This is a genomic window from Parapedobacter koreensis (assembly GCF_900109365.1).
GTDB classification, from domain to species: domain Bacteria; phylum Bacteroidota; class Bacteroidia; order Sphingobacteriales; family Sphingobacteriaceae; genus Parapedobacter; species Parapedobacter koreensis.
In genome coordinates this window covers 418,496-430,884 of the sequence record NZ_FNZR01000001.1, presented here as the reverse complement: position 1 = coordinate 430,884, position 12,389 = coordinate 418,496, and the positions used below count along the sequence as shown (strand labels likewise).

The following is a 12,389-nucleotide window of genomic DNA, read 5'->3' as shown; positions in this document are numbered from 1 at the left end:
TACAGCGCATTAGAAAAAGACCTGGTATTGGAGCAGGGCTGTGCCCTTGTGTCCGCTGCGTTCGCCGTTTCCGTTGGCAGCGGTTTCATATACCGGTCGGTTTTGGTAGGCCAGTGTCAGCTTGGAGGTTGTCCCTTTCAGCAGCCAATTGATACCGGCGTCCCAAAATAGCATGTTGTCGTTCAGCCGATCGTAATTAGCAAACTGGGCGCTGGCATAAGGCATGAGTGTAGTGCTTCCAATGAGATTTTCCTTGAATTTATACCCCACTTGAGCGTACACCAAATCGCCCGTTCCGAATGACGGATAGCCGTTGCCGCCTCCGCTGAAGGCATTGCCTGCCATGGTAGTGCCATTGGCTGGGTTCATCACAGCCTGCTGGCGGATGTATCCCGGGCCGTGATCAAAGTGGATGTAGGTGGCATAGGCACTGATGGACGGGCCGCCAGCACCTTGCAACGGTACATCATAGAATGCATCTACAGCCACGTGCTTCATGTCCGTAAGCACGGTATCGCCCGTAGCGCCGGCATGCCACATGGCATCGGGCTGGAACTGGAAGCCCACGCCCACGTTGAACACTTTTTTGGTGCCATAGTAGGAGCCGGCGCTATAGGGCGTCGTATTGTCCTCCTTGTCAAGGAAATCCCATTTGAAATATCCCTGCCATTGCATCTTGGCGGGCAGGGGTGAAAAATTGGACCGGGTGCTGATGGCATCGCTGTATCCAGCGGCCTTGTGTACGTCCATTGGGCTGCTCATGACCAACCGGTAATCCAGTCGCCCCAGTTTGCCTTTGGCATACAGGCTAAGCTTGCGGAGGAACTGGTCAGTCACGTCATTCGTGGTCTGCTCAAATAGCGGGGCATCCACCCCCAGGATGGTGGCTACGGACGGAGCGGCGAAACGCGTAAGTCCATTCCATGCCGTCAGCCCCATCCCGAAGGACAGCCGCCCTTTTACTGCTGCATATTCCCCGAGGATATCGTGGATAAAAAATCCCGCTTTGCGATCGGACAGGAAGTTGAAATTGTTCATGCCCACCTGGGTGTAGATGAATACCCGATCGGTCAGCTGACCATACGCTTGGACACGCGCCCGCCGGATGCCGATATCCGTGTAATGGTCTTTGGCGTAGCCATTGATGGTACTGCCGGGGTTGAGATCGGTACTGCGCAGCCATACCTGTGACAACAGGGTGAGTTTGAAATAGTGGCTGCCGTCGTCGTTGAGCCAAAATTTTCCGTCTTTATACGCTTGGCCATGGGAAACCGAGGCGTTGAACAGGAGTACCAACGCAAAGGCCATCCATTTGGCCCGCTGAATATATGATTTCATCTGTTTATCTTCTGTTTTTTTAGTTGTCAGATAGAACCCGATATGATTATTTTAATCATGTCGGGTTCATGCTATTTTTCTTGGGAATTCACGTATCTTATTTGTTTATGCCAATCCAACTTTTTTCCGCGCAGCGAGGTGGTGGGAAGACAACGATTTGTGCTGGTGCAGGCCAGCTAACACCACTTTGCCACCCTGCAACTCATAATCGCGCTTGAAATGGTGGAAATTTTCCATCACGCTGTGGTCAATGAGCTTGGTCTCTTCGAGGTTGATGACCACGGTGCCGCCTAATGGGATAGATTCGAGCTTGCGTTTGATGCCCAGGAAGTTGGTAAACACGGCTGCTTTGCTGATGTTGACCGTATATTGCTCTTCGGCAAAAACCACTTCGGTGGGTGCTTTGAAGATGGCTGCCAGCGGCTTGCCATGGATGGCATTGATGATGATTTCACACAGCATGCCTGCTGCGATGCCAACCAACAGGTCTTCAGCGATGGTGAAAATGATGGTTACCAAAAAGACGATGAGCTGCTCCCTCCCAATATGCAGCATGTGCTTGAATTCTTTAGGGTGAGCCAATTTGATGCCCACGGATATCAGCATCGCGGCCAGTGCGCAATTGGGGATGAGTTCGATAAATGGCGTGGCTACCAGTACAAAAGCCAAAAGGAAAAACCCGTGGAAGAAATTGGCCCAACGGGTCTTGGCACCATAGTTGACGTTGGCCGAGCTACGGGCTACTTCCGAAATCATGGGAAGGCCGCCCAGCAGACCGGCTGCAATGTTGCCGATACCCACGGCGATAAGATCTTTATTGTAATCGCTTTTGCGATGCCAAGGGTCGAGCATATCCAACGCTTTCACCGTCAGCAACGACTCCAAACTACCTACCAGTACAAACATGATCACGTATTTGACGAACAATCCGGTTTGGGCCACGCCAGCAAAACTTGCGTTCAAGGAAAGATTGCCCATAAAATTGCCGATATGAACCAAAGCGTATTCCGGCTCGGTTTCCTTGAAATTCTCGATGATTTCAGCGGGAATGGCAATGATCAGGACAATAAGCGGTGCCGGGATCTTTTTCAATACCGGATGTTTGATGAGCGGCCAAAACAGCATCAAGGCCAGCGAAACCAGTCCGATAATACCTGCTTTGGGATCCATGTTGGCAATGAAATCAGGCAACGAAGCGTACAATCCGATAACGCTTTTTCCTGCTGCCAGTTGAGGTGCGTCATTGAGGAGTACCGGAATCTGTTTGCCAATAATAATGATGCCAATGGCGGCGAGCATACCGTGTACGGCAGCCAGCGGGAAAAAATCGGTATACTTACCGAATTTGAGCAAGCCAAAGGCGATTTGGATGACGGAAGCAACGACAATGGCACCCAAGGCGAGTTTCCACCCCTGCTCACCGCCACCAAACTCGGCTACGGCCCCAGCGGCGATGACGATCAAGCCTGCAGCTGGCCCCTTGATGGTGAGCCGCGATCCGGCAAAGAAACTGACGACGATGCCACCTATGATAGCGGTAATTAATCCCATCACTGCAGGGAAATCAGATGCTTTGGCTATACCCAAGCTCAGGGGCAATGCGAGTAAGAAGACAAGCAACCCTGAGGTAGCGTCCGATTGCCAATGCGCACGTAATCCGGCAAATCCATCCTTAGGCAGTTCGCTTTGATTCGTTGTTTTCATATCGTTTACTTTTTTAAGATTCACGTTTTGTGTTTTAGCTAATTAGTAATTTACATAGGTGGGGTCTGCTGACCCCAAGAAAATCCGTGCATACATACGGATGATGGCCAACCCATTGACAACAAAGGTGAGCGCGACAAATAGCGTGAGCACCAGTTGATTGGTATGGATGTGGGTGAAGATGACATCTTCACCGATAAAGGTGGGACTGATGGGGAAGCCCGATAATCCCAGGCAACATAGCAGGAAGAGTAACGCGGTCTTGGGATAATGTGATGAATGCCCGTGGAACCGGGCTAAATCCAAGCTATTGGCCTGCTGCCTCATCCAGCGCAAGCACAGAAAGCCGATTCCGCCGGATACCACCACGCCACTCAGGTAGTAATGCACCTGGCCGAAGTCGAACGGTTCGTTGAAGGCGATGGCCAGCACGACCCAAAAATGGCTCATCATGACCATCACCCAGCTCATCGAGGCCCTGTTGCGTTCGGTAAAGGCCTTCAAAGTCAGTACCAGCCCCAACAGCGCACATAGCTCGGGTATAAAGCGGCTAATTGCATAGCTGGGTAAATAAGCCTGATTATACAAGCAGAACAACCCCACGGAGTAGGTAACCACAAACCCCCATATCGCCCGGTTGAAATTGAGGAAGTCCAGTTTCCGCCCGGCCCACTTCAGCGGGTTCCATAGTAGTCGGTATAAGTAGGAATCCAAGTTCCATTCCTTGAGGCATAGGGTGTAAATGGTGTAGGCCATTTTGCGCGGCAAGAAACGCTCTACGGTCCGATGGTGGGTCATGTCCGTGTACTGCTGCTCACGAATGAGGTAGGTGACCACCGAGGGCGAGGTGAGCAACTGGTAAGTACGCAGGCAGGCGTTGCCTACGAAATGCAGCAATGCCAAGGTCTGCCATCCGAGTGCGATTTCGATGAAGATGAGCCCAATCTGGCCAATGGAGGCATAGGCAATCTGGCTTTTGACAGCCGACTGTACGCGGGCGATGCCCGTGGCGATGACGGCACTGGCCGCTCCTATGAGCCCAATAGACAGGCGTACGGTCAATTGGTGTTCCCACATGTTGGACGTACGCATGAGCAGGAAGGCACCCATGTGTACCGATAGCGAACCATAGAAAATGGCACTGGACGGGGTGGGTCCCTCCATGGCTCTTGGTAGCCACGATGAGAATGGGAATTGGGCAGATTTAACTGCCGCAGCCAGCAAAATCATCAATGATACGAAGAGCGACACACCGCTGTGATGCTGGATATAGTTGTCTACCCAATTGTAGTCTACCAGTTTCGAAAAAGCGATGTTGTCATGCCACAGGTGGTGACTCATCCACATGGCCAGCAGGAGACCCACATCACCCATGCGGTATACCGAAAACACCTTGACCGCATTTTTCACCGGCAGATAGCGCTTACGGTAAAAGGCTATCAGCAGGAACGAAGAGATGCCCAGCATTTCCCAACCGATGAAGAGCGTCTCGAAGTTGCCCGCCAACGCGGTGAAGGTATACCCCAGGAAAAAGAATAGGATGGTATTGAAAAAACGCTTATAACCATCTTCCCGGTGGAGGTAATAGCGGCTGTAGATAGTGACCATGAAGGTAAGGAACGTGCCGAGTGATAGAAAGACGGCCGTGATCCGATCGAAATACAAGGCGATCGTGAAATGATAGCCCGGTATGCGATAGAGCGCCCAGTCACTTTCGGACAACGGTATGAAACCACCCTGTAGCCACACCCAAAAAACATAGCTCCCCATCAGCAGTTGGAGTGCCACGGAAGTAAAGGCCACCCAGGATAGGGCACCTTCATTTTTTGGAGATATCAGTAGGCTGCTGATGAAGCCAGCCAAGGGAAAGATGAATAACAAAAAAAGTGTATGATCCATAAAAAAATGAATGTCTTAATGCTTATTTTGAAGTAACATTACCGGCAGCGCATCCCGATGCTGCTCGAAGAGCGTCAGCAGATCGGGGGCGGTGGCAACAGCTTGTCCAATCGGTTCATACGGCACAAACGCATCTTCGCTGAATACATAGAACCGATGGGTACGTGGTTCGAGCGCCACAAGGTGTACCCACTCATTGCGGTACCATTCATAGACATTTTTGTCCGATTTGATGGCCTGCAATACGATTTCGGGTACCTGCTCCACCACAAAGAACATCCGGATGGGATCGTGCACCTCAATCATCTGGCTGGGCAATCCCGGCCGTAGGTCGCCGTCTGCACCATTTGCCACCCCAATAAGACCCATCACGTTGTGGGGTAACTTTGAACTGGCACCGAGCTTGTCGTTGTCTACCCGTGAGAAGTAATATTCAAGGTTTATCCCGCCGCACACAGGCGTAGCTGCACGGAGTATAGCCAGCAGCAGTGTGCCTTCCGGGTCAATGCGGTAGTCATAAGAGTTGAGGAACGAGCGCCTGTCAAGGAAGAGATCCCTGGTCAGGTAACGCCCCCCGATGACCGTCAGCGCGTTCGTGGCATGGTTCAGTTCGGGCCGGGGCTCAAATAAGGAGACCGAGCGTTTCCTCACGGCCCGGTGTACCCGCTCCGGCGACTTTTTCGTGTTGATGGATTCAAACTTGCGCGACCGCTCCTTGGCATTCAAGTCCAGTGCCCGGGTGAAGGTAGCTACATAGCTGTCATGGGATTTGCGGTTTTCGACATTGAGCAGACCCTCATCGAAGAAGACCATGTCATCCCGTGTGGTATCATGCAGTCCGCCGATGAATTGTGTCTCCGCTGGAATGTAGATACCTTTTTGTGCCAGCAATGCCCGCACTTCAGGTTTATTGGCCATGTAACTAAATACCCGGGCGTTGACAGACCCTGCACGCCCACAGCACGCGCCACAATCATATGCGGCATAGTGGGGATTATTGATACTGCTGGCGCCGTGGCCAATGACATAGACCAAGGGTGCAAACCGATAGGTGAGGCCGATGCTAAGCAACACGTTGGCCACACAGTTGGCCATTTCCGACACGGTGAATCCGACGCGCAAGCCATTTTCCATATCATCCGGATGTTCGTTTTCAATGATCAGCTCGGCAGTGGGATCCATGTGGTTCAATGAAGAAGAGGCCATAGGTGCCATGGAAGGCCTAATGATATTGTCTACCAAACGTACGGCAGACCAAAACCCCACGGTCTGTGACCATATCCATCCGCTATGGAAATTGTGCGAATGCTTGTTGAAATGGACATCCTTCTGCAATTTGATGCGCCTCTCGGATGTGCTGCGTTCCTTGATGAGGTGCCGTGGCTGTACGGGGCCGGGGGCCAATTTGGTATACGCTTGGCTTCCCTTTGGTAAGTAGTAGAACGGTACGCCGAAAAAACCCGGTGTACCAAAGGTTTCCGCATGTGGATGGCATTGCTCTACGTGGCGCCTGATGGAGCATTCCCGGTCATCGATGCAGAACAACGCCTGAAATTGGGGCGGTGTCTGGAATTGCGGGCTTTGACTTGCTGCTTCCGGGCCGTGGGAGGTCACCTTCAGTGCCGCAAGCACTTGGTCGTAATAACTCCATTCAAAAGCATCCTGCCACAGGCGGTATACTTCATCGAGCTCGGTTACTTCCATCGGATCGAAAAGCCCCAAGGATTTTCCCTGATACAGGGGAGCCAACGGAGCCCATTTGCCTTTGGTCTGGAACTCCAGGGCATCCAGTTCGAGCAGCAGCTCGAAAACGATGAGGTCATGCAGCGATACCGGCCGTTTGGCCAGCAATGTTTCCGGCTGTTGGGCGATAGCTGCTACCATACCCGACCAACCCGGATGCGCAAATTGCTGATCAAAAACGTAGCGGTCATAATACGACGTATTGCCTACCAGTTCGTCCAATAGCTGTGTGAGCGTATAAGAACCCGATCGAAACAGTTGCCTGACCTTGGTTGTACGGAAGAGGCTGCTTGCACTATTCCGCTCCAATTCGAGCAAGGCTTCCAATAAACCTGTGCACGCTACAGGAAAGCTCCAAGTGGCAATCCCCTGGTCGAGGTAATTGCTCAGCACGCGAAACAAGATGGGATGCACCAAGGCATTGAGGTCTATCTTGAGCACCTCTTTCCACAAGTTGCGAAATTGCCCGATTCGGGGTGTCTGACGGGTGTCGTATGTTTTATGTTTCATACGTTGCATCCAATCATCCACCTGTCGCGGCCCCTTTTTCTCGGCGATGATGCGGCGCAATATCCTGTCGTCAATAGTGCCTTTTTTGTACCATTGGCGGTATTCATCCAGCTCAGCGAATACTCGGTAGCCAAATACTGTACTCGCTTGGTGTATTCCCTCGAAAAAAGGCAAGTGCTGGAAGGCATGCAACGTATTGTGATGCACAAAGTCCTTTAATGGTGTTTGCGAGGGTAAATAATGTGTCAGCTGATGGAGCATTTCCTGCTCATCAAACAATAAGACTCCTGTATTCATTAAAATGAATAGTTATGGGTAAACAATAAGGTGAACTACCTAAAAAGCTTGGAAGGCTTTATCCTATAAGCTAAGCGCGCAAAAACAAAAGAAAGCAAGCCTTTTGGGCTATATGTCCCAATAAGCTATCGCTCAGATAGGATAAATATAGGGGGGATCAGATACGTAAGTTGCGCAGGGCAATGAATAGGGGCGGAAACGCTTTAGGGGCATGCCATTCTGTAAGCAGGATAGCATTCCGGGTGAATTGTGGAACAAATAAGAAAAGTAGTACCGTACACAAGATAGGGTTGGCCAGTGAATCAAATTTTTCAAGCTCTGTCCGTTCTTCTCCAAGGATTTCCATGGCTTTGTGGGAGGATGTTTGCTTTTTTATTCGTAGGAAATGACCACCGAACGCGTTTTCCAGCCGCTGTGCATTATAATCGTTGGCTGTCTGCGTGTTGTCCTCCAACGCCGCTACCATGGGGTGGTAAGTAGTCGTAAAAAGCAAAAGGCAGGTAAGTAATCTGAGAAATATTACCATTTTTCTGGTATTGGAAATTGATATTGCCTATTTATCGTGACAAATAACGGTTGCAAATATAAAATTTTGATGCAAATATTTAAAAAAAATGATTTTTTTAAGAATTGTTATATTGTTTTAATGATTTTGGGTGTAAATATGGAAATAATTTCATTTTCATCATAGAATCATTGGTTTTTCACGAAAAATGTTACATCGAATCCGACTTAACAATAATGTAGCACAGGCTTAATATTTAATTGGGTTTTACGACGTTTATTTGTCTGTCAGAAACTAAAGGGATTCAATCTTGAAAAAATTAATTGTAACTTTTCTACCGCTGGTTTGCGGCACGTTGTTGTATGGGCAGTCTGTGGTCACAGGTTATGTCTATAACGATGCCAACGGCAATGGCCAGCGTGACCGCCGCGAACAGGGCGTTGCAGGCGTGTCCGTAAGCAATGGTACACAGGTGGCGACAAGCGGCCAGGACGGGCGTTATGAATTGCCTGTGGGGCAAGACAACATCATTTTTGTCATTAAGCCGTCCGGCTATGTGGTGCCTGTAGACGAAAATAACCTACCCCAGTTTTATTATATCCATAAGCCTAATGGCTCACCTGCCCTAAAATATGGCGGAGTAGCCGCTACAGGGGCACTGCCGAAGTCAGTGGATTTTCCATTAATACAACAGGAAGAGCCTAATGACTTCACGGCGTTGATCTTTGGTGATCCCCAACCGTATACTGATGAGGATATGGAAAGCTTCAATCGCGGCGTGGTCGCCGAAGTAAAGGCTATTCAGGGTGTCGCATTCGGTTTAAGTTTGGGAGATTTGGTGGGGGACAATTTGTCTATGCACAACGCTTACTTGCGGACGGTTGCCCAGATTGGCCTTCCTTGGTACAACCTCATGGGCAACCACGATATGGACTACGATGCGACCGCTGATTCGTTGGCTGATGAGACGTTCGAAGCCAGTTTTGGTCCGGCAAATTATGCATTCAACTATGGTAATGCGCACTTCATTGTATTAGATGATATCCTATATCCCGATCCACGTGATGGTAGTGGCTATTGGGGCGGGTTCCGTAAGGAACAATTGGATTTTGTGGAAAACGATTTAAAGCAAGTCAGCAAGGACAAACTGATTGTGCTGGCATTCCACATCCCACTTTTGCATGAAAATGAAGGGTCTTTCCGTAATGCTGATCGCCAACGGCTGTTTGACTTGTTGAAAGACTTCCCTTATACGTTTTCCATGTCTGCCCATACCCACTTGCAGCGCCAGAATTTCTATGGCCGCGAAGCAGGCTGGCACCAGGACAAGCCACACCACGAATACAACGCCGGTACGACTTCAGGTGATTGGTACTCAGGTGAACTTAATGAGCAAGGAGTGCCGGTATCTACCATGCGGGACGGTACCCCCAAGGGGTATATCTTCCTCCATATCCGTGGCAATCGGTATGTCATCGATTATAAGGTAGCCAATGCGCCGAAAGAATTTCAAATCAAACTTTTCCATCCAAAAGTAGTGGCTCAGGGGCGTGGTACTTCATCAAGTATTTTTGCCAATTTTTTCATGGGACGGGAAGGGGATAAGGTAGAATACCGTGTTGACAATGACGAATGGAAGCCAATGAATCACATTGAGGAACCGGATCCCGATTTTGTATGGTCCCTATACCGTTGGGACATAACCGAGGAACTGATGCCGGGACGGCGCCCATCCAATGCGGTAACCAGCACCCACTTATGGCGGGCTAACGTTCCAACGAACTTGCCCATAGGCGTGCATCAAATTGAAGTACGTGCCACGGATATGTTCGGAAGGACGTTTACACAGCAAAGCACCTATCGGCTTGCAGAGCCGGTAACGCAATAACCGATTTAGTTAATAATCAACTTAGTACCACCCGTGTGCCTAATCGGTAGCGGGTGGTTTTTTTTTGAAATGAATGAATTACCTTTGTTTCGCAAATAACGCCTTGTCAAATGCATAACGTCTTATCCGCTTTCGCGTTGATCACATGCGTCGCAAGTGGTCTCCACGCACAGGAACATACGATTGCTATTACAGCCAATTGGAAGAAGGGAGATTACAGGAACTACGTTGTGCTGCAAGAAAAGCAAACGTTTGCCGGCGACTCACTCATCGAAACGGACACTACCCGGTATGCTGTCATGCAAATCACGGTTGCTGATTCCATCGAAAGTGTTTTTGAGCTTTCCTGTTTGACGCAGAGCGCACAACTATCCGATAAGGATGTTCGGGCGGCTAATCCTGCCTTTCAGGCCCTTATCGAGCAATATGGGCAACTTACCTATCGCTACCTTACCGATGGTACCGGTGTTTTTCTGGAGACGACCAATGCTGATGAAATTGATGCGTTCGCGGATGAACTTTTTGACCGTATTGGTGAAGGCTTGGTTGAACGGGATACCGCAGGTATCGTGGCTGAAGCCCTTGCTACATGGAAAGAAATACAGGTTGGCGGATTTGCTCAAGTTTTTACACCTGAAATCGGCCGCTTCCATTTTCCTTATGGGCGTAGGTACCAATTGGGCGATACGTTGTATTATGAAGATGAAACGTTCATTCCAGCACTTGGCACGACACTTCCTTCAAGAAGTTCTATTTGGCTCGATGGGATAGACCAGGAGAAAAAAAACTGCATCATCAAGGTTAGGATGGTGCCAGATGAGGGCGTGCTGCATGATATTTCCAGGACGGTAATCGAGGATTTTATCAAGGCGGCTGATCTCGATCAAGAAGTGGAGGATCAGCGCCTTGCAGAGATGGAGATGCAGTTGCGTGACGGATCATTGCTTACCGTGAGCAACCTTGCTGAATACGTCTTTGATTATGAAAACGGATGGCCGTTGTCCATTTCTGTCAAAATGGTGGCCACTATCCATTTTGAACAAGGAGACACGTACCGCAGTGTATTCTCAATATGCTACCAACAAATCCAGTAGCTGGTCGTTTATATTGATTATGGCTTGGCAAATCCCTAAAGCTTCCTGACCGATTCGGCCTGCCAGCCGCGTGGGCCCTTCGTTGCGGTGTATTCAACTTTGTCTCCGGCGGCCAATGTGACCTCAGGATCCGCCAGGCTTTTTACATGCACGAAAATACGTTCTTGTGACGTTGAGTTTGTGATAAATCCATATCCTTTCGATGTATCAAAGTATGATACCACGCCTGTGGGTAAGGCATCGGGGTCTGCGGGAGCCGCTCTTGGTATATCAATGACGATATCTTCTAAGGCGACTTCCTTCGCCTTCTTGGGATCCGGTGGAGTGGAAGAAAGGTTTCCATTTTCATCCACATATGCGATCATGTCGTCGAACTGTTTTCCTCTGCCAGAAGGCTCCTGTTTTTTTTCTTCCCTACGTTGTTCTTTTTCTTTTCGTTTTTGTAATTTCTTTTTTGCTCGCTCTTTTTTGTTAAATGTTTCTTGGGATTTTGCCATTGAGATTAATTAATGATTTAAAAAGTCGTGTTTTTTTGCTGCTGGACAGCTGGTTTGTGCATCCCGTCTAATGAACATTATTCGTACGGGTGGTACAAAGGTATCAAAAATTTCTTGTAATACTGCTATTCGCCGATCCTGCCATCCGAAGCTACGGATAATTGATTAAAGAAGCAAGTATTGAAATAAGATTTTAGACGGAGGATCTGGTGACACGGTCATGTAAATACCCGTCAACTTTCGTGACTAATTCCCAAATTTCAAATGGTTTGGCCACATAATTATCAGCTTTGCAATCCCTTGCTATTGATTTTATATCATGCTCTGCGGAAATTAAAATGGCAGGAAGGTATTGCAGGTATTTTTTGTCTTTTATCTCCCTGCACATTTCCGCCCCATCTTTCTCCGATCCGGCTAATCGAACGTCCAGGAGAATAAGGTCGGGATTAAGCGTGCCTACATGCTCCGTGTCAAGACTGCATCTTGACAATGCGACCTCATATCCTGAATCTTTAAAGACAATATCAAGCAGTTCGAGGATATCCTCTTCATCATCAATTATCAGTATTTTCCTTGCCCGCTCCATTCCTGATCACAAACAAATTTTAAAATTATATTAGCTTAACACGCATCTGGAAAAGTTTGTTTTAGCAAACAAAAAAAGCTGCCTTTAGGGGGCAGCTCCAAAGAGGATGGTAGCACCAATGTCCTAAATGCGTTTCACGTTTACCGCGCTTGGACCTTTCTTGCCCTGTTCGACTTCATACGATACTTTGTCGTTTTCGCGAATACGGCCGATTAAGCCGGATGAATGTACGAATACATCTTTACCACCGTCCGCTGGTGTGATAAACCCGAAACCCTTGGTTTCGTTGAAGAATTTTACTGTTCCCTGTGGCATTATAAAAATAAAT

10 protein-coding genes are annotated in these 12,389 nt (G+C 48.9%); 2 read left to right on the top strand and 8 right to left on the bottom strand.

Annotated elements, in window-relative coordinates; genetic code table 11:
* Nucleotides 1–9: 9 nt before the first annotated feature.
* The 5 genes from BMW65_RS01885 to BMW65_RS01865 all read right to left on the bottom strand — a co-directional run bounded on the left by BMW65_RS01885 (nucleotide 10) and on the right by BMW65_RS01865 (nucleotide 8,017).
* Nucleotides 10–1,338, bottom strand: a complete 1,329-nt coding sequence (locus BMW65_RS01885; protein WP_090602320.1) for a hypothetical protein — start codon at nucleotides 1,336–1,338, stop codon at nucleotides 10–12.
* A 105-nt stretch (nucleotides 1,339–1,443) separates the two neighbouring features.
* Nucleotides 1,444–3,042, bottom strand: a complete 1,599-nt coding sequence (locus tag BMW65_RS01880) for a SulP family inorganic anion transporter (RefSeq protein WP_090602943.1) — start codon at nucleotides 3,040–3,042, stop codon at nucleotides 1,444–1,446.
* A gap of 42 nt (nucleotides 3,043–3,084) precedes the next feature.
* Complete coding sequence (locus BMW65_RS01875) at nucleotides 3,085–4,941, bottom strand: proton-conducting transporter transmembrane domain-containing protein (protein ID WP_090602319.1); 1,857 nt, start codon at nucleotides 4,939–4,941, stop codon at nucleotides 3,085–3,087.
* A 15-nt stretch (nucleotides 4,942–4,956) separates the two neighbouring features.
* On the bottom strand, nucleotides 4,957–7,491 hold the full coding sequence (locus BMW65_RS01870; RefSeq protein ID WP_090602317.1) for a YbcC family protein: 2,535 nt from the start codon (nucleotides 7,489–7,491) through the stop codon (nucleotides 4,957–4,959).
* Nucleotides 7,492–7,648: 157 nt separating this feature from the next.
* Entirely contained in the window at nucleotides 7,649–8,017 is a 369-nt protein-coding gene (locus BMW65_RS01865) for a hypothetical protein (protein WP_143053771.1), read from the bottom strand.
* Between the two features lie 289 nt (nucleotides 8,018–8,306).
* Between BMW65_RS01865 and BMW65_RS01860 the strand changes: the two genes are divergently transcribed.
* Both BMW65_RS01860 and BMW65_RS01855 read left to right on the top strand, forming a co-directional pair.
* A complete protein-coding gene (locus tag BMW65_RS01860; RefSeq protein WP_090602314.1) occupies nucleotides 8,307–9,884 on the top strand; it encodes a calcineurin-like phosphoesterase C-terminal domain-containing protein in 1,578 nt (525 codons plus the stop codon).
* A gap of 110 nt (nucleotides 9,885–9,994) precedes the next feature.
* Nucleotides 9,995–10,978 carry a hypothetical protein gene (locus BMW65_RS01855; protein WP_090602312.1) on the top strand — a complete coding sequence of 328 codons (984 nt, stop codon included), beginning with the start codon at nucleotides 9,995–9,997 and terminating at the stop codon, nucleotides 10,976–10,978.
* 35 nt (nucleotides 10,979–11,013) lie between these two features.
* On the opposite strand, the gene BMW65_RS01850 is transcribed toward BMW65_RS01855, so the two are convergent.
* The 3 genes from BMW65_RS01850 to BMW65_RS01840 all read right to left on the bottom strand — a co-directional run bounded on the left by BMW65_RS01850 (nucleotide 11,014) and on the right by BMW65_RS01840 (nucleotide 12,376).
* The gene (locus BMW65_RS01850) at nucleotides 11,014–11,475 is read right to left on the bottom strand and encodes a cold shock domain-containing protein (RefSeq protein ID WP_090602311.1); all 462 of its coding nucleotides are present in this window, start codon (nucleotides 11,473–11,475) and stop codon (nucleotides 11,014–11,016) included.
* Between the two features lie 193 nt (nucleotides 11,476–11,668).
* Nucleotides 11,669–12,061, bottom strand: a complete 393-nt coding sequence (locus BMW65_RS01845; RefSeq protein WP_090602309.1) for a response regulator — start codon at nucleotides 12,059–12,061, stop codon at nucleotides 11,669–11,671.
* 123 nt (nucleotides 12,062–12,184) lie between these two features.
* Nucleotides 12,185–12,376, bottom strand: coding sequence for a cold-shock protein (locus BMW65_RS01840; protein ID WP_090602308.1), 192 nt, complete (start codon nucleotides 12,374–12,376; stop codon nucleotides 12,185–12,187).
* Nucleotides 12,377–12,389 lie beyond the last annotated feature (13 nt).